The organism is Fulvivirga imtechensis AK7 (genome assembly GCF_000331535.1).
Lineage (GTDB): Bacteria > Bacteroidota > Bacteroidia > Cytophagales > Cyclobacteriaceae > Fulvivirga > Fulvivirga imtechensis.
In genome coordinates, this window is the sequence record NZ_AMZN01000010.1 from 59,327 (window position 1) to 76,323 (window position 16,997).

Below are 16,997 nucleotides of genomic sequence, written 5' to 3' on the forward strand. Positions count from 1 at the left end.
ATGGAACTACAAGACGTTGTACCTAAAATAGCCAAAGATGTTATAGGCACCTGGAAACTGGTATCCTGGACGTTCAAAAATGAGCATGGAAAAGAAGTGAATTACTTCGGTACAAATCCGGCTGGAATACTCATGTACACAGAAAGCGGGTACATGAGCGTACATATCATGAAGGAAAACAGAACTAAGTTCAAAAGTGAAGGGATGTACGATGGCACCTCCGAAGAAATTACTGAAGCCTTCAAAACTTACTTCGCTTACTTCGGCAAGTTTATAGAGAGTGCACCTGGTGTATTACGACATACTGTAGAAGGTGGCACCTTCCCCAACTGGCTTGGCAATGTCGAGGAAAGATATGGAAAGATCATGGGTAATAAGCTTGTGCTTTCTACTCCACCGATACATACTGAAGGCCGTGACATTGTATTTGATGTTGTATGGCAAAGGGTATAGTGATGAAGCGACACTTCCCTGAAGCGCTGATGTAATATATTGTTTGTTAGCCATAGAAGAAGGTCATATTAAAGCAATAAAATAGCCCAAAGGAAGATGTTATAAGCAAATTAATTTTATCAAAATACTGAATTACAGTCAATTGCAACAAAGTAATAAAATGCCACCAATTATATTACATCAACATTATTGATGCTGACATTAAAGTACTTTCAATTTTTGTAAATAGTAAATTACTAGTTCTCAACCTTTAAAACATTAATCACATGAAATGAAGCATAAACTCCAGGCATCTTAAATTACACCAGCCGCGATAGTCAATCAGGACAGGCCCCGATAGTGATATAACGATCGGGAGGCGGGATGAAAAAAGTTTATTGCGAATTCCATGTGGCCATTGAAAATCAAATTATATACACATGAACCAAATAAGTGAAATCAAAGGAAAATCTCTTTTAAGAGAGAAGAATCTAGAGGTCACCTACGACCCTGACACCAACATTCTGTTTTGCCGTTGGATCGGCTTTCAGAATAAAGAGAAGATCATGACCAGTGGCAAAAAAATACTGGAGTTGTTTAAGCAGCAAAAGAATTGCGCCAAAATTCTCAATGACAATCGTGAAGTAACTGGTCCATGGCAGGATGCCGCCGAATGGACGGCTAAAGAGTGGTTTCCTCAAATGGAGAAGGCAGGTCTGAAACACTTTGCATGGATTTTTTCCGACAATATTTTTGCCGAATTATCGGCGAAGAGCGCTCAGCCAAGTTCCGATATCGTTACCACGTTCAAGTCATTCAATGAGGCCGTGGAATGGCTAAATTCGAAGCCCTGATTTAGTGTCTCTGAGAAAACGTCAATGTCGGCGTAACGCTTGCCCAAAAAATGGTGATCCCGACAGTGGTAACAGTTGTATGGGACTCCATTCATGGACTTCGCATCTGTGTGCCATAGCAATTTGGTGCCGCGCTTGACCTTGACGTTTTTCTTAAAGCCACCTGGAGTTTTCCTACAAGCACTAACAAACCCCGTATTGATTGGTCATTCAAGAACAGGGGTATTTTTATATATACTATCGTTTTATTGGCACCTCATCCCCATAGGTTGTGATCCACCAGCCGTAAAGTAATTCCTAAACCTTGATGAACCCTTTGGCGTTGTTAGCCTGTGTCGAATGGCCCGGCATTATAAAAAGGGACAAATAATTTTCAAAACATTGTCTTAGAAATAAAACCCCCCTAACTTTAGGCTGGTTTTATTCATCTATACATCTATGGAAATACTTCGACATGCACATTCCGGACTGCGTTGGCTGGTCTTACTTTCACTTATTATTGCCATTCTAAATGCAATAGGAAAAACAGGCGGGCAGAAAGCATTTACAGATAAAGATAAGAGGACCGGTCTTTTTGCGCTGATCTTCACCCATCTCCAGCTTCTACTCGGCCTTGTGCTGTATTTTACCAGCCCGAAGGTAGTATTTTCCTCTGCAGCCATGAAATCCGATGTACTTAGGTTTTTCCTGGTGGAGCATTCGTTATTAATGCTTATCGCTGTAATATTGATCACTATAGGCTATAGTCGCTCAAAAAAGGCTCAGGAGCCAGGTAAAAAATTCAAATCCATACTGATATTTTACCTTTTAGGGTTACTACTTATACTAGTCGGCATACCCTGGCCGTTCATGGATTATGGGACATCCTGGTTCTAACAATATCGGATCACGGCTTGAGGTACAGCAGGGCGACATCACACAGCTACAGGTAGATGCCATTGTAAATGCAGCCAACAGCTCTCTGCTGGGAGGTGGCGGTGTAGATGGCGCCATACATCGTGCTGCCGGTCCGCGATTGAAAGAATATAATCGCACCCTAGGAGGCTGTGATACCGGTGATGCCAGGATCAGCCCTGGTTTTGACCTTCCCGCAAGACATGTGATCTCTACCGTGGGGCCCGTTTGGAAAGGGGGGCAGCAAAAGGAAGACGAACTACTAAAAAGCTGCTATAAACGTAGTTTGGAAATAGCTGTACAAAACCATGTCCGCACTATAGCCTTTCCATGCATCAGTACCGGCATCTATGGTTTTCCATTTACAAGTGCAAGTAAGATCGCCGTTGATACTATTTATACCTTCTTGCGGCAGAACGAAACGATAGAAAAGGTCATTTTAGTAGCGTTTTCAAATGAAGACTTTTACTCATTAAAAGAGATTGTCAGTAACCAACTTAAAAAATAGTCTATTTAGTCTTTTTTCTTACATCTCCCCGCTTATCAAATATGGCTATTTGTCTTTGTGGGGATTATTGCGCACATTACAACATTTTATTGCCCGGCTAAACCCAAACGCTACCGGGAGTCCTTTTACTTTTCATTGTTTATATGGTTGGCAAAATTGTAGTTATTGGAGATTCCTCGGAAGATTTTAGTTGTCTCAGGAATCAGCTAATGACCCTTGGATATGACCGTGAGGAAATTACCAATATCAGCTTTCAGGAGCTCGGCGACTTAATAGTTGTCGAGGCTGAAGAACTGGTGTTTTTGAGCCTATCACATACCAATCAACCTCCACTTGAAGTTTTTTCATACATCCAGGAACTGTTTTCTGAAAAACCAATCATTGTTCTTTCAGATAAAGAAGATCCGGGTATCAGCAAACAACTCATTAGCGTGGGCGCGCAAGACTACCTCGTAAAAGAAACTTATGATCAATTTTTGCTCAAAAAAGCCATACGATATGCCATTGAACGCAGATCTCTGCTCAAGCAGGTAGCTCATGCCAAAAATGACTATGAAAAGCTATTTCTACACCATCCTAATCCGATGCTGGTCTTTGACAGAGATACACTTTGCTTTCTAAGGGTAAATCATGCTGCAACAGAACAATATGGATATTCAGAATCTGAATTCCTGAAACTTACACTTAAGGATATTCGCATCAGGGGAGACCACTCTAAATTAAATAGATTATATAAAAGCCTCATAAACAGTGAACGCCTTCATGACGTGGGCATATGGACACATAGAAAAAAGACAGGAGAAGAATTTTACGCCCACATATATTGGTTGCCAACAAAATTTGAAGGTCGTAAGGCTCAGTTGCTCGTTGCCATAGATGAAACTGAAACCATTGTAAATGCCGCAAGGAACGAGGAGCTCACAAAAGAAATAAAAGCCTATGCTGACCGCATTAACAGCATCCTTGAAAGTATAACCGATGGTTTTTTTGCTGTGGATAATGAATGGAAGTTCACCTATGTAAACAGGGTATTTGAAAAAACTTTCGCACGTAAAAGGGAAAATTTAATAGGCAAGAATGTATGGGAGGTTTTTCCTGCCAAATTTGGAGAAAAGATAGCCCCTCGATATGAAAGAGCCATGCGCACAAGAAAGCACTTCAACTTTGAAGAGTATTTTGACGCACTGGACATGTGGTTTTCGGTTTCCGTATACCCCTCGGAAGGCGGGCTGGCAGTATACATTCAGGATGTTACCAAATCACGGAAACTTAAGGAAAAGATCTTTAATGATCAGATCAACCTGAATGCCCTCATCAATAACACGGACGACCTGATATGGTCCATTGATAAAGATCTCAACCTCTTGTCGGCAAATGAAGCATACAAAAAAAGGATGCGGTCTTTTAGCCAGACAGAAATCAAAGAAGGCCGACCGGTTATTCTGAAAGATGCGGATAAAGAGCTTCAGGAAAAGTGGACAAGCCTGTATAAAAAGGCGCTGACAGGCCAGAGCTATAATATGGAAAGTGCTGCCAACACTACAGATGGAAGCATATTTTATACCGAAGTAAGCTTTAACCCTATAAGAAATCCACAACAAGAGGTAATCGGTGTTGGATGCTATGCCCGCGATATTACCGAAAGGAAAAAACACCAACTTATGATCGAGCACCACAACCGCTTATTAGAAGATATCGCCTGGAAGCAATCTCACAAGATGCGCGGACCTGTGGCAAGCATACTGGGCATTATGCAGATCTTTGATTTCGATGACATGGATAATCCATTTAACCATGAGCTACTTCAACATCTAAAAAACACTACAGAAAAACTCGATGCCATGATCAAGGATATAGTAAGCTCCACAGCAGCGCTCGATCATGATATTTTTAATGAAAACGGATCGGCAAACACCCTGTAGGTAGATTAACCGATAAAATTGTATCTTTAGACACTATGAAAAATCTCCTGTTACTGATTGTCTGTTGGCCGTTGTGGACTATAGCACAGGTAGAATATAATTTTGAAATGGAGCCTTCAAAAACAAACTGTCATGAGCTTCCTGTCAGCTTCAATTCAACGGAGAAAGCCATTGAGACGCTGAAGTCCACCACTTTCAGGTTGCAAGAGTCTATTAAAATATCACGCTACCGTAGTCCACGGGCAGCACAATTTTACTCCTGTGACGGACTCACAGGCTTTTTGATGGTAGAGGAAACTGAGGATATACTGATGGTATACCGGGCCGTTCCACAGGATGCCTGGAGTCAGTTCAGCAATTCAACTGATCCCATAGGGTATTATGAGAATAACATCAAAGGTAAATATGCAACAGTTGAATAACTACCGGGCACTTACAGGCATGCTACTTGCCTGGCTCTTATCGGCATGCAGCCAGCCTGAAAAAGCGGACGAGCAAGTATTGATTACCGCGGACATAGCGTTTTCGGAAATGGCAGCAACTGACGGTGTTGGAAAGGCGTTCATCCACTATGCCGACAGCAATGCCATGATCGTTCATGAGCGGCAACATCCAATGAGCGGACTCACGGAGATCACAAAAGCTTACAGCAGCTTCCCGGCTAGCACTTCTTTGTCGTGGCGGCCACTACATGCTGAAATTGCTGCTTCAGGAGATCTTGGTTATACCTTCGGAGAATATGAACTGACTGCAAATGACTCTACAGCCCGAAAGGAGTATGGTTATTATATTACCGTCTGGAAGCGGCAACCCGATGGCTCGTGGAAATATGTATTTGATACAGGCTCGGAGAAGCCGTTGAATTGACGGATCATCCCCATTCACTTTGTAGAAAAAAATCCTCTGTTTGATGAGCAATAGTGCTCATAAGCTACTTAAAAACGCAACTATACATGCCCGAAAACGCATGGTACGGAACTTGAACACACCTGATAAAAGAGGAGCTTTCATGATCAAAACTTTCGATAGAATAGAAGTACCTGCCCTGGGATTTGGAACCTGGCAGTTGCGCAACAAGGCGTGTAGAAATGCTATTATCCATGCGCTGGAACTAGGTTACAGGCATATTGATACGGCCCAGGCCTACGATAATGAACAAGATGTTGGAATGGCACTGGAAGAAGCCGGTATTTCAAGAGATGAAGTATTTCTCACCACCAAGATCCAGCCAGACAGGCTTTCCGGAGACCAGGTGCTAAAAAGCTTTGAAAAAAGCCTGGAAAAACTCAAAACAGATTATACAGACCTGTTGCTGATCCACTGGCCATCCACTGACGGCATACCACTCGAGGAAACACTTGAAGCCATGAAGTTACTTAAAGCCGATGGCAAAACCCGGTCAATAGGCGTCAGTAATTTCTCACCGAAACTCATCGAAGAAGCCCTGTCGATTGCTAACATTTTATGTAACCAGGTAGAATATCACCCGTTCTTGAGGCAACAAAAGCTACTTGAGCTTTCCAATAAACATGACCTGATGCTCACTGCGTATAGCCCTCTGGCAAAAGGAAAGATCGCTGACAACCCTACATTGCAAAAAATAGCGCAAAAATATAATAAAACACCTGCTCAGATCACCCTCAGATGGCTCGTCCAGCAGGAAAATGTAGTTACCATTCCAAAAGCTGCAAATCCCGAACACAGGGCATCAAACTTCAATATTTTCGATTTCAATTTAACAGAAGATGAAATGAATATGATCTTTGCTCTCGAAAATGGCAAAAGACTCATTGACCCCGACTTCGCACCGAATTGGGATGAATAAATATCAGGGAAGCTCAATGTACTTTGCATGACGAATTCTACCAGGTCCCCTCTCCATTACTACTTCGTGTTATCATGAAAGACGCCAATGTATGCGTTACGCTTAGTCCAAAAATACTCATCCCGAGGCAACCAACAGCTTCAGTTGATTTTGAGGATAATGACATTACACCATCATTAACCACGGAAGAAACTGAGGAAACAGAGATCGCAAACTACCACGTCATCCAAATTTTCGTAGAGCAACGGAGAAAATATTCAGGATCCCCCAGATCAATGGCAGAAGCTAAAGCCCGGACACTGCCGGTAGCGAGGAGATCCCGGATCTTCCCATATAGCTATCGGGGTACGTCCGGGATGACGGCATTGTAAATTGAATAGCACCTTGGTTATCAACATGTAATGAAAACCTGTCATTGGTGGATACACCCGTACAGGACTCCGCTTTTTGGAACTTCATTCAGCTCTTTGGCGGGAACACTGCCCCAACACCATCAGGCAAAAAGTCCCTCCCCGGTAACCTCTTCTTCTTAATTCCCACTAACCTGCCAACCATAATTAACTAAACTTAATTTTATGAAAAACAAAAAGTTAAAACTTGATGAGCTCAAAGTAAAGAGCTTTGTGACTCAAACCTCAGACCAGAACTATGAAACCATTAAAGGTGGGGGTGATTCCAGATTTGATGCCTGCCCGTCAGCACCGGTAGGCTGTGACTTTCAAACTGTAATCGGGTGCACTATTACAATACTACGAACCCTGAATTGCTCATGGGACGATGGCTGTGGCAGTGCTTTGGGATGTATCGACACCAGACTGACAAAGACAGTCGTTGATCCATTCCCTGGTGTCTAAACTGAAATAATAATGACGGGATTCTTCCTTGTACCAACAGGGGAAAATCCCCCATTATGAGCCTTGAAAGGCTATTTTGCACCTAATCCTGGTAGTTATTTTGTAGTTTTGATCAGATGATCTTAAGGATATCATCAACCATGATAATGCTTAAACCAACTAAAATTTTACTGTCATGAAAAACAAAAAATTAAAACTCGATGAACTGAAGGTAAAAAGCTTCGTTACAGAAGACATCAATGACCATGCTGAAACCATAAAGGGAGGAGGAATCGTCATCAATCCTTCATGGATAGACGGATGCCGGTCAGCGCTCATTCAATGTGACCCACTTACAGTGGCCGGTTGTGGTACCACCACAATTCCGACATCCAGGATCTGTTCATGGAATGATGGCTGTGGAAGCGCACTAGGCTGTACAATTACAACCATTGAAACAGGTATCACTGTTAATCCTTTCTAAAGGACCTGAAAAACCCCGAGGGGCCCAATTTCCTCAATACCCAGACCGGGCTCTTTTGGGGTTTACCTGTTTGCATGTGTTCCGTACGGCACCGCTTCTAACGTATATCCCTCCTTCTCCAACATTGCAATCACACCCTCATTTGACCCCAGATGTCCCGCCCCGACAGCAATAAATGTAGGCTTTTCGTGAATGAACTCCTTTATTGCCGGTATCCACTGCTTATTTCTTTCATGTAGCAGGACATCAAGATGTTTCCTGTATTCGGGATTCTCAATGAAAAGGCTATACAACGCATCAATATCCTTATTTTTGTAATGCTTGATCATTTGAGCCAATTCTCCTTCCCTATCATCCTTTTCCTTCAGCGCTGCAAATATCCATTCGATCTGATCCGTAGCAGGAATGCTATCAAAGACCCCCATTTGATATTCCACCGTTTCCAAACCTTCGATCTCAATACCAGCCTGCTGTGACATTCTGAGAAATTCCATTTCAAAAGAAACAGGCTGCTCGCAGCGCAGCAACTTAACCACTATCATAGAATAGAGTGTAAATGGTTTCATTACGCCTAACTGCTGCATACTCATACCATAGTTGGCTATAAGAAAACCATCCAATTGGCTCAATTGACCGGAAGTCAACTCAGATGAAATATTCTTCCCACCAGCATTCATTGATAGCCGGGTCATTTTCTGCATCATAGTCGGGTCATCGATATCCAACTCCATTACCACCTGCTGAGTCGAGGCAAAGCAGTTTACCACAACAGGGTCCATTGTGAAATCTTCCGGACATAGCATGTGCATGGTTCCATACAAGTATGAAGGACGGGGCAAATCGTTACCCGTTATTTTCCACAACAAAGAAGACTCCTCGCCTCGCTGAGCTAATGAATCAAAAAATAAGCATCCTGAAAACAGGCCTACAAGCACGAAAAATATTACACGATTAGATTTCATAAAATTTTAGCTTAGATTGCTATTAATAGAAAAAAGCAAAACCGGCCTCACACATATCCATAGATGTTGGTTTTAGCTTGTCATTCACTTATATGGCCATCTTCTCAAAGATATGTTTATAATTTATAATAAAATCCACAAGAACCCCATCCCTTAAAAAATCGCTATAAAAATCTTAAAAGATGGGTATAATATTTTTAATTATTGACTCGTTAGTACATCAAAATAGGTGTTGCAACAGCATTAGAAGTTGACATAAGAAAGTCAATTGGGTATATTTAAAATGTTGTCAGTCACACAGACCTTTGACAACATGTGGTGAAAAGCATCATGAAAGCCCTCAGTGACCGGATTAATCCACCAACCAGTTTTTCCGGTCCATTGAGGCACCACCTGCAAATTTTCCTGCCGGGCATTTCCGAATCTAGCTATTCCCACCCCAGGTTGTAATATTTCACTCTGGAATCACCATTTTAGCAGACTCACATCGCAAAACCTGCAAAATATCGCAAAAACTTACACGCATGTGATAATTATCAAAATAAACATTAAAGGAATAATAGTCTTTCCTGAATGCGAAATAAATAGGTTTTTAATGCAATACATTCTCAACACACCAGGGTAAACACTGAAGAATAATTCAGGGTAAGCCCTTACATATGGCATTCCGGAAGATTTTTAAACTATAAAATCTGTCATGAGTAGTACACGGTGTGGGAGCGACAAAAAAAATCACTATATTTTAGTTTGTTTTGTATTTTAGGCTATTTGCCAAAATCAGGCTTTGCAAAGACAATGGATCCTCAGGCATTTCGAAGAGACAAGGGTCCTATTTTTTAAGTACGTTTTGCCATTGCTTCAGCCATTGGCCTAACGTTGAAGTGTAGCATAAACATAAGGAATGAATTTTTCGCTGTTTAAATTGAGAGATGTATCTATTCGGACAAAGATCATTCTTGGTCAATTTTTTCTAATAGTACTAGTATCCGTCTTTATTTACAGTTATTACCCTAAGCAGCAAAAAGAACTGGCATTGCAGGCTGTGGAGGGTAAAATCGAAAGTATATCCAATATGTTCTCCATAGGTGTGGGCATAGGTATGGGAGAAATGGATTTAGTGGCAGTATCCGAAGCCCTGGAATGGGCACACTCTGACAGTTCGGTTATCTACATTTCTATACTTAATACAGATAGTCTGGAAATCGCCTCATTTAATCCGGACAACGTGCAGGTACCAAAAGAGCTGACCCTCTCCGAAGGATTGCTGGAGGTAAATGGTATAATTTTCAAAGAATCAAAAATTCTCTATCAAGGCATAATATTTGGCAACCTGTTCATTGGCTATTCATTAAATAGAATAGACCAGGAAATTGCGAAACTTAAAAAGACCACTCTTTATTTCTGCCTTGCATTATTGACGGTAGGCGGTGTATTATCAGTGATCATCGGAAATATGATCACCAGTAATATCCGTAACCTGGATAATGCTGTTAAGGCAATTTCGAGTGGATTGAAAAACACCAGGGTGAAAGTCAAGAGTAATGATGAAATGGGCAAGCTGGGAGCGGCCTTCAACAACATGCTTGATAACCTTGAAAGATCAAGAGATGAGCTTTTGGCATATTCAGAACAGCTAAAGAAGCAGAACAAAGAACTTAACCAGTTTTCATATGTGGTATCTCATGATCTGAAAGCTCCACTGCGAGCCATTTTTAAGCTTTCAGAATGGATTGAAGAAGATTTGGGAGACAGCATTCCTGAAGACAGCAGGAAAAACCTTGAAACTTTGCGCGGACGCGTATTTCGACTTGAATCGTTGATCAACGGATTATTAGAGTATTCCAAAATCGGAAGAACAGACATATCACCTGAGAATGTAGACACCAACAAATTGATAAATGATATTATAGAGTTATTAAATCCACCTGAGTATATTCAAATTAATATTCAGGAAAAAATGCCTGTGGTACACACAAAACGAATACTACTACAACAGGTATTTAGCAACCTTATCAATAATGCCATAAAATATCATGACAAGAAAGAGCGTGGTGTTATCAATATAAAAGCAAAAGAAATTGGACGGTTTTACACTTTCGTGGTGGAAGACAACGGACCAGGCATAGAAAAACAATATCATGAAAAGATCTTTGCCATCTTCCAAACACTTGAAACCCGCGACCGGGTAGAAGGAACAGGCATTGGCCTTTCTATTGTTAAAAAAATAATTGAAGAAGTGGGAGGTGCTATTAAAGTTGAATCAGAACCGGGAACAGGCTCAAAATTCATCTTTACCTGGCCAAAAGAAATTGTTCCGGCATCTAAATTAAAAATTGCTTAAATTAAAAGAAGTTAAGCCATGACGAATCTTATCAACGTACTGCTGGTTGAAGATGACGAGGTTGACATCATGAATGTTCAACGATCGTTTAAAAAGAATAATATTAACAACCCGCTATTTATCGCCAGAAATGGTCTCGAAGCGCTCAATATCCTCAGAGGAAATGACCCTGAACAGCTAATACCTGCCCCAAGAATTATACTCCTTGACATCAATATGCCAAAAATGGGAGGGATAGAATTTCTGAAAGAATTACGCCAAGATCCGGAGTTGAAGCCTACTTGTGTGTTTATCATGACAACCTCAAATGAAGACAGTGATAAATTTGCTGCCTACAACTTAAATGTTGCCGGCTATATACTGAAGCCACTGTCTTTTGAGGGCTTCGCCAAGGCTGTCGCTATATTGAATCATTACTGGCACCTATGCGAGCTGCCGGCACAAACTCCTTCAGAAAAAGAATAATGCTCAAAGCGGATGCAAATACCAATCAGGTACGGTTATTTCATACTATTCATACTGGCTCTGGCATTTGCTTCCCCGCAAAACGCCAAAGCCCAGGCATCATCTTATGAAGAATTGCAGGCCGCTTATATCTATAACTTCGCAAAATATATCAGGTGGCCTGAAGAGCAACCTACGTTTGTTATAGGAATAGTAGGTGACAATGAAGGAATTCTAACAGTGCTCACCAATGTATTAAAAAGCAAAAAGATTGGTGGAAAACCAGTAGAAGTTGGTAATGTTGATAAAACGGATACACTGACTCAATACCACATCCTTTATATTCCGCATACCGAATCCAAAAAGGTGGAAGGCATCACCCAATCACTTCAGGGGAAAAGTGTATTGGTAGTTACCGAACGAGACATGATCAAAAAGGGAGCCTCTATAAGCTTTACAGTTATAGACAATAAGCTCCGCTTTAAGCTCAACCGTGAAGTACTCCAAAATGCCCGGCTCATAGCCAGCGAGGGACTAATAAAGCTGGCCATCGTTGAGTGACCTCCGGCAAATCCTTGTTAACCCGCATTTTAAATATTTTTTTTGCTAATTTCCGCCCACTGTTACCATTCCGACAATGAACATCTCCTTTAGAAAAAGTAGTATTAGCGATATAGATGAGCTCACTAAGATGATGCGCTCATTTAATGCTATTGACAATTATCCTTTTAACGAGAACCTTGCCAGAGAAAATCTTCATAAGCTTATAACCAATGAATTCCTTGGCAGGCTGTGGCTGATCATCTCAGATGGTTCAGTAGCTGGCTATATAGCATTAACCTTTGGCTTCAGCTTCGAATATGGTGGAAGAGATGCTTTTATTGATGAGTTATACCTAAAGAAGGGATTCAGAAGCAAAGGCATCGGGGGTGCTACCATAGACTTCGTTGCGAATGAAGCCGAGAAGTTGGGCGTGAAGGCCGTTCACCTCGAAGTAGAAAGACATAATGAAAAAGGCAACAGGCTATATACCCGGAAGGGATTTACCGAACACAACAGGATACTACTGACAAGGGAGATCTCTAAGGATATTCTTTGATCAGTCAGGGAATTACAAACGGTAAACTTTCTTTATGAAGCAGTCGCGCCAAAGTTTCTGAAAGCAAACTCATACGGATAGGCTTTACAAAATAATGTGATGCCCCCAAATGTCGCGCTTCACTGATATCCTTTTGTGCGGCAGAGGTCGAATACATAATGACAGGTACAGTATCGAGCCGTTGAATCTTTTTCACTTGCCTAAGGCAGTCAAAGCCGGAAATATATGGCATGTTCACATCTATAAAAATAAACTCAGGAGTAAAGGACCTCTCCTCCTCCAACAAGCTGATAGCATCCAACCCTGTGGATACTACATGGCAACTATGGCCTTCATCGAGATCATGAAGCGCTATTTCGAAAATTTCATGATCATCAGGATCATCGTCTACAAGCAGGCAAGTAACCATTCGTATATGCATTAGTTAGGAAATATTTGTCAAAAAAGCCAACCAGAAGCTACTACACCGGCTCATTAAGGGCCAGCCAATAATTACCCAACTTGGTAACCACATCGACAAACTTTACGAAATCGACAGGTTTACATAAAAAATTGTTTGCACCCAGGTCATACCCCTTGATCATATCCTGCTCTTCGCGTGAAGAAGTCAAAATTATAACAGGTATCAGGCTCGTCTGCTTAGTCTGCTTTATGGCCTGCAATACCTCCATGCCGCTCATTTTTGGCAGGTTTAGGTCTAATAAAATGAGCATAGGATGTACCATTTTTTTACCATTTCTACCAAACAGGTAGTCCAAAGCTTCTTCTCCATCACTAGCCACGTTTATTTCATTGGTAAAGTGATGCCTTTCAAACGAACGTAATGTTAAATAAACATCATCTTCATTGTCCTCGACTAGCAGAATGGATCCTGTTGCCATACTTATTTGAATCAGTTTTTTTGGGTGCTGACAGTAAAATCAAGTTAATATTTTTAATTAACAATAGGAACCCATTTCACCGGAAAACAGGGACGCATGTATGAAATATTAAAAAATAATTAAAAATTGAAGGCAGACTGAATAGAATAGAAGTTGTTATGGTTTAGCTAAGTTCGTGCCTATAAGAAAACGCCAATGCGCATTACGCTCTAGGTTTGCGGACTGCCGTAAGTGGAGCGTACTAGGTGAGCATTTTTAGGCGACCTTGACGTTTTCATAAATATCCTCGTATCAATGCAATGCATCATCTTGAAAATATTCATCAATACCCGATTTCGTGTAGGAACCCAAAAGAAAAAATATAAGCACAGAAATTATTTTGAGACTGTCTCCGGAATTTCAGTATAAATTATCCTCGTTAATCAAAAACTACCAGTAATTGGGAAAAAAGTGCCTGAATAAAACTGTCTTCCTTCTCAAATTGCGATTAACAGAGATCACAACACCAATCTTGTTTCTATCTCTTAATCAACCCACCTAAAACAGCTAAAACCGTTGTAACATGAAAGGATTAGTATTCACTGAGTTCCTCAACCAGGTTGAGGAACAGTTTGGATTAGAAACATTAGATAAGGTACTTTACTCTTCTAATCTCAATTTAAAATCGGGAGGGGTATATACCGCTGTGGGTACATATCCCCATAGCGAATTGATCGGCTTAGTTCAAGAATTGAGTAAGGAAGCAAAAATACCCGTACCCGAACTGCTGAAATCTTTCGGAAAGTATCTCTTCACTGTATTTGAAAAAAATTATGGTTCATTATTTCTTTCCATAAGAACTTCATTAGATCTTCTGGAAAAAGTTGAAAGCTACATTCATGTCGAAGTACAAAAACTGTACCCTGATGCAGAATTACCTACGCTCGAAAAATCCAGAATAAGTGAAAACTGTCTGCTAATGGTCTATAAATCCAATAGGAGACTGGCCGATTTCGCTGAAGGTTTGATATTGGGCTGCGCAGAATATTTTGGAGAAAGACTTAGTATAATAAAAGAGGATCTATCTAATGGAGAGGGAAGAGAAGTCAAATTTACCATCAGCAAAATCTGATGTCGACCCGGCAATCTTAAGGAGAGCATTTGAACGAGAAAGACAAGCCAAACGAGCTGCTGAAAAGATCATTGAAGAGAAGAGTACGGAATTATATTATGCCAACAAGGAATTAGCCACACTAAACGAATCTCTTGAGAAACAAGTAGCGGAAAGAACTGCTCAACTCAAGGAAGCACTAACCCGAGCTGAGGAGTCTGCCAAAGCCAAAGAAACTTTCCTGGCGAATATGAGTCACGAAATCAGAACGCCTATGAACTCTATTATCGGCTTTGTAAACTTATTATTAAAGAGCTCATGGCAGGAAAAAGAAATGTCCTACTTAAATGCTATTAAATCCTCCTCCAATAACTTGCTTGTGCTCATTAATGATATTCTAGACCTTTCAAAAATATCCTCGGGGAACCTAAGATTAGAACGTATAGAATTTGATCTAAAAGACCTAATAAAAGAAACAGTATACAATTTTCAAGAAAGAGCAACAGCAAAAGGCTTAGCACTTCATTGCCAAACAGAACCGCAAATTGCCAACACTTTTCTCGGAGATCCAATACGGATTCAGCAGATCTTAAATAATATCATTGGCAATGCCTTGAAGTTCACAGAGAAGGGCTCCATTTCTATCACAGCAAAAGTACTGGTAGACAAAAAGATTTCTCAAACCATTGAATTTAAAATTGCAGACACTGGCATAGGGATTAGTGCCGAAAAAATTGATACCATTTTCGAAAGCTTTATGCAAGAAGATGACAGCACTACACGACAGTACGGAGGAACAGGACTTGGACTTGCGATATGTAAGCAGCTTATTGAACTATTGAAAGGAGAGATCAAAGTGCAAAGCACAAAAAATATTGGGACAGAGTTTCTTGTCTCTATACCCTTGAAAAAAACAAAACAGATGAACAAAAAGGAATTGCCCCCAATGGAAGGCTCGAGGAATAAATTTAAGGGCGCAGCAGTATTGGTTGCAGAGGATAATCATTTTAATCAACTGCTCATTGAAAATATTCTGGTTGACAACAGTTTTGAAGTAGATATAGTCGAAAACGGCCATCTCGCAATCGAAAAAATTAAAAGCAAGGATTACGATATAGTCTTAATGGATATTCAAATGCCTGTAATGGGTGGAGTGGAGGCTACTAGTATTATTCGGAAAGAATTGAAATTAAACCTGCCGATTATTGCTTTAACCGCCAACGCACTGAAAGGTGATGAGGTAAAGTATCTCAACTGCGGCATGGATGCTTACATATCAAAGCCCTTTGAGGAAGAAGACCTTATTAACAAATTGAATACTTTGATTTCAAAGTACCGCAAAGGGTTTGATTTGATCAACATCAGAAAAATTGCAAAAGGAGATAATAGCTTTATTGTAACTATTCTAAATCAATTCCTAAAGGATATTGCGGAGACATTACCTCTGCTCAACGAATGCGAAGGAATGGAGGGCATGGCAGACGCAAGAAAAATCCTGCATTCCTTAAAATCATCTGTAAAGATAATGGAAATTAATGATCTTGATAATACAATAAAGCAAATAGAACTATGGGATGGAGCCAGAGAAGATATAGACTCATTTTACAATCTTTTATATCTCTTCAGAGAGCGAGCGGCAGATGTATTTTTAAAAATTAAAGATGAGAGAGATATTCTGCTCAAACATTAGTTAGTATCTCTAAGAAAACGCCAATGTCTGCGTTATGCTTGCCACAAAAATGCTCTTCTCGACAACTGTACGGGACTACCGCTTTTTGAGTCTTCGCAACCCTTGACCTTGACGTTTTCTTAAAGAACACTCAGAGCTTTCTTACAAGCACTAGTTAGTGTTCGTAAAAAATTTCTAAGCGGTTTTAAAAGAAAGGCTGTTAAGCATCAAAAAAGTTTTTTATAGACACTGATTAGTTCATAATCTACTCCTACTTAAACAAGTAAAATTACCTTTCTGGAAGATGAGATTAATTCATTATGTTACCATACCTATATATTTTATTCTAATGATAATATTAATCAAGCCACTCCATGCTACGCATTTGAGAGCCGGAGAAATTGTTATTAAACGAAGTAACTGCTCCGGCCTTACAGTTGAGATCACTATTATAGTATATACTGACTGCGAACCACCCAATCCTGTTTTATTCGGGCAAGGATTACTCGATTTTGGTGATGGGACAAATCCCCTGAAATTACCTGAAATACTAAATACCCATAAACCCGAACTTGGCTCAGCCGTCTGTACCGCTTCTTTTACAATTAACCACACATATTCATCCGTTGGGAAATACTTAATTTCTTACACAGAACCATATCGAAATGATGGTATTCTAAATATAGGTAACTCAATAGCGACATCCTTTCATGTAGAGACAGAGATTAATATTGATCCCTTCCTGGGTTGCAACAATAC

Annotated in this window: 20 protein-coding genes and 1 pseudogene; 18 read left to right on the forward strand and 3 right to left on the reverse strand. The window is 40.4% G+C overall.

Going from position 1 to position 16,997, the window contains the following annotated elements; all coding sequences use genetic code 11:
- From C900_RS04150 to C900_RS04195, 11 genes are all read left to right on the forward strand, one after another.
- A complete protein-coding gene (locus tag C900_RS04150; protein ID WP_009578359.1) occupies positions 1 to 453 on the forward strand; it encodes a lipocalin-like domain-containing protein in 453 nt (150 codons plus the stop codon).
- A gap of 419 nt (positions 454 to 872) precedes the next feature.
- Entirely contained in the window at positions 873 to 1,286 is a 414-nt protein-coding gene (locus C900_RS04155; protein WP_009578360.1) for a hypothetical protein, read from the forward strand.
- A 438-nt stretch (positions 1,287 to 1,724) separates the two neighbouring features.
- A complete protein-coding gene (locus tag C900_RS04160; RefSeq protein ID WP_009578361.1) occupies positions 1,725 to 2,162 on the forward strand; it encodes a hypothetical protein in 438 nt (145 codons plus the stop codon).
- Positions 2,143 to 2,688 carry an O-acetyl-ADP-ribose deacetylase gene (locus C900_RS04165; RefSeq protein WP_009578362.1) on the forward strand — a complete coding sequence of 182 codons (546 nt, stop codon included), beginning with the start codon at positions 2,143 to 2,145 and terminating at the stop codon, positions 2,686 to 2,688. The genes C900_RS04160 and C900_RS04165 overlap by 20 nt, the downstream gene beginning before the upstream one ends.
- A 143-nt stretch (positions 2,689 to 2,831) precedes the next feature.
- Positions 2,832 to 4,610 (forward strand): PAS domain S-box protein, encoded by a 1,779-nt coding sequence (locus tag C900_RS04170; protein ID WP_040495591.1) that lies wholly within the window; start codon positions 2,832 to 2,834, stop codon positions 4,608 to 4,610.
- Positions 4,611 to 4,645: 35 nt separating this feature from the next.
- Entirely contained in the window at positions 4,646 to 5,032 is a 387-nt protein-coding gene (locus C900_RS04175; protein WP_009578364.1) for a hypothetical protein, read from the forward strand.
- On the forward strand, positions 5,016 to 5,477 hold the full coding sequence (locus tag C900_RS04180; protein WP_009578365.1) for a YybH family protein: 462 nt from the start codon (positions 5,016 to 5,018) through the stop codon (positions 5,475 to 5,477). The genes C900_RS04175 and C900_RS04180 overlap by 17 nt, the downstream gene beginning before the upstream one ends.
- 142 nt (positions 5,478 to 5,619) lie before the next feature.
- Positions 5,620 to 6,435, forward strand: a complete 816-nt coding sequence (locus C900_RS04185; RefSeq protein ID WP_009578366.1) for an aldo/keto reductase — start codon at positions 5,620 to 5,622, stop codon at positions 6,433 to 6,435.
- Positions 6,436 to 6,458: 23 nt separating this feature from the next.
- Positions 6,459 to 6,806 carry a hypothetical protein gene (locus C900_RS29705; protein WP_157493886.1) on the forward strand — a complete coding sequence of 116 codons (348 nt, stop codon included), beginning with the start codon at positions 6,459 to 6,461 and terminating at the stop codon, positions 6,804 to 6,806.
- A gap of 204 nt (positions 6,807 to 7,010) precedes the next feature.
- On the forward strand, positions 7,011 to 7,289 hold the full coding sequence (locus C900_RS04190) for a pinensin family lanthipeptide (protein WP_009578368.1): 279 nt from the start codon (positions 7,011 to 7,013) through the stop codon (positions 7,287 to 7,289).
- Positions 7,290 to 7,464: 175 nt separating this feature from the next.
- Positions 7,465 to 7,752 carry a pinensin family lanthipeptide gene (locus C900_RS04195; RefSeq protein WP_009578369.1) on the forward strand — a complete coding sequence of 96 codons (288 nt, stop codon included), beginning with the start codon at positions 7,465 to 7,467 and terminating at the stop codon, positions 7,750 to 7,752.
- A 62-nt stretch (positions 7,753 to 7,814) separates the two neighbouring features.
- Here C900_RS04195 and C900_RS04200 read toward each other — a convergent pair whose 3' ends face one another.
- Positions 7,815 to 8,714 (reverse strand): TraB/GumN family protein, encoded by a 900-nt coding sequence (locus C900_RS04200; RefSeq protein WP_040495592.1) that lies wholly within the window; start codon positions 8,712 to 8,714, stop codon positions 7,815 to 7,817.
- A 901-nt stretch (positions 8,715 to 9,615) separates the two neighbouring features.
- Between C900_RS04200 and C900_RS28095 the strand changes: the two genes are divergently transcribed.
- The 4 genes from C900_RS28095 (at position 9,616) to C900_RS04220 (ending at position 12,598) form a co-directional block, all read left to right on the forward strand.
- Positions 9,616 to 11,055: an ATP-binding protein gene (locus C900_RS28095; protein ID WP_009578372.1), complete on the forward strand. Its 1,440-nt coding sequence runs from the start codon at positions 9,616 to 9,618 to the stop codon at positions 11,053 to 11,055.
- 18 nt (positions 11,056 to 11,073) lie between these two features.
- Entirely contained in the window at positions 11,074 to 11,520 is a 447-nt protein-coding gene (locus tag C900_RS04210) for a response regulator (RefSeq protein WP_009578373.1), read from the forward strand.
- 12 nt (positions 11,521 to 11,532) lie between these two features.
- Entirely contained in the window at positions 11,533 to 12,060 is a 528-nt protein-coding gene (locus C900_RS04215; protein ID WP_009578374.1) for a YfiR family protein, read from the forward strand.
- A 76-nt stretch (positions 12,061 to 12,136) separates the two neighbouring features.
- Positions 12,137 to 12,598 (forward strand): GNAT family N-acetyltransferase, encoded by a 462-nt coding sequence (locus tag C900_RS04220; RefSeq protein WP_009578375.1) that lies wholly within the window; start codon positions 12,137 to 12,139, stop codon positions 12,596 to 12,598.
- A gap of 4 nt (positions 12,599 to 12,602) precedes the next feature.
- Here the strand turns inward: C900_RS04220 and C900_RS04225 are convergent, their stop codons facing one another.
- Both C900_RS04225 and C900_RS04230 read right to left on the reverse strand, forming a co-directional pair.
- Positions 12,603 to 13,019, reverse strand: coding sequence for a response regulator (locus C900_RS04225; protein ID WP_040495594.1), 417 nt, complete (start codon positions 13,017 to 13,019; stop codon positions 12,603 to 12,605).
- 40 nt (positions 13,020 to 13,059) lie between these two features.
- A complete protein-coding gene (locus tag C900_RS04230; RefSeq protein ID WP_009578377.1) occupies positions 13,060 to 13,479 on the reverse strand; it encodes a response regulator in 420 nt (139 codons plus the stop codon).
- 562 nt (positions 13,480 to 14,041) lie between these two features.
- On the opposite strand from C900_RS04230, the gene C900_RS04235 reads away from it, so the two are divergent.
- From C900_RS04235 to C900_RS04245, 3 genes and pseudogenes are all read left to right on the forward strand, one after another.
- Positions 14,042 to 14,590: a heme NO-binding domain-containing protein gene (locus C900_RS04235; protein WP_009578378.1), complete on the forward strand. Its 549-nt coding sequence runs from the start codon at positions 14,042 to 14,044 to the stop codon at positions 14,588 to 14,590.
- A complete protein-coding gene (locus C900_RS04240; protein WP_009578379.1) occupies positions 14,547 to 16,259 on the forward strand; it encodes an ATP-binding protein in 1,713 nt (570 codons plus the stop codon). Before C900_RS04235 ends, C900_RS04240 begins: the two co-directional genes overlap by 44 nt.
- 328 nt (positions 16,260 to 16,587) lie before the next feature.
- Positions 16,588 to 16,997 (forward strand): annotated as a pseudogene (locus C900_RS04245) (gliding motility-associated C-terminal domain-containing protein); the annotation flags it as partial.

Excerpts from the sequence above, each read along its gene's own strand:
- C900_RS04150 (WP_009578359.1), top strand. The coding sequence starts at position 1 with ATGGAACTACAAGACGTTGTACCTAAAATAGCCAAAGATGTTATAGGC.
- C900_RS04155 (WP_009578360.1), top strand. The coding sequence starts at position 873 with ATGAACCAAATAAGTGAAATCAAAGGAAAATCTCTTTTAAGAGAGAAG.
- C900_RS04160 (WP_009578361.1), top strand. The coding sequence starts at position 1,725 with ATGGAAATACTTCGACATGCACATTCCGGACTGCGTTGGCTGGTCTTA.
- C900_RS04165 (WP_009578362.1), top strand. The coding sequence starts at position 2,143 with ATGGGACATCCTGGTTCTAACAATATCGGATCACGGCTTGAGGTACAG.
- C900_RS04170 (WP_040495591.1), top strand. The coding sequence starts at position 2,832 with ATGGTTGGCAAAATTGTAGTTATTGGAGATTCCTCGGAAGATTTTAGT.
- C900_RS04175 (WP_009578364.1), top strand. The coding sequence starts at position 4,646 with ATGAAAAATCTCCTGTTACTGATTGTCTGTTGGCCGTTGTGGACTATA.
- C900_RS04180 (WP_009578365.1), top strand. The coding sequence starts at position 5,016 with ATGCAACAGTTGAATAACTACCGGGCACTTACAGGCATGCTACTTGCC.
- C900_RS04185 (WP_009578366.1), top strand. The coding sequence starts at position 5,620 with ATGATCAAAACTTTCGATAGAATAGAAGTACCTGCCCTGGGATTTGGA.
- C900_RS04190 (WP_009578368.1), top strand. The coding sequence starts at position 7,011 with ATGAAAAACAAAAAGTTAAAACTTGATGAGCTCAAAGTAAAGAGCTTT.
- C900_RS04195 (WP_009578369.1), top strand. The coding sequence starts at position 7,465 with ATGAAAAACAAAAAATTAAAACTCGATGAACTGAAGGTAAAAAGCTTC.
- C900_RS04200 (WP_040495592.1), bottom strand. The coding sequence starts at position 8,714 with ATGAAATCTAATCGTGTAATATTTTTCGTGCTTGTAGGCCTGTTTTCA.
- C900_RS28095 (WP_009578372.1), top strand. The coding sequence starts at position 9,616 with ATGAATTTTTCGCTGTTTAAATTGAGAGATGTATCTATTCGGACAAAG.
- C900_RS04210 (WP_009578373.1), top strand. The coding sequence starts at position 11,074 with ATGACGAATCTTATCAACGTACTGCTGGTTGAAGATGACGAGGTTGAC.
- C900_RS04215 (WP_009578374.1), top strand. The coding sequence starts at position 11,533 with ATGCAAATACCAATCAGGTACGGTTATTTCATACTATTCATACTGGCT.
- C900_RS04220 (WP_009578375.1), top strand. The coding sequence starts at position 12,137 with ATGAACATCTCCTTTAGAAAAAGTAGTATTAGCGATATAGATGAGCTC.
- C900_RS04225 (WP_040495594.1), bottom strand. The coding sequence starts at position 13,019 with ATGCATATACGAATGGTTACTTGCCTGCTTGTAGACGATGATCCTGAT.
- C900_RS04230 (WP_009578377.1), bottom strand. The coding sequence starts at position 13,479 with ATGGCAACAGGATCCATTCTGCTAGTCGAGGACAATGAAGATGATGTT.
- C900_RS04235 (WP_009578378.1), top strand. The coding sequence starts at position 14,042 with ATGAAAGGATTAGTATTCACTGAGTTCCTCAACCAGGTTGAGGAACAG.
- C900_RS04240 (WP_009578379.1), top strand. The coding sequence starts at position 14,547 with ATGGAGAGGGAAGAGAAGTCAAATTTACCATCAGCAAAATCTGATGTC.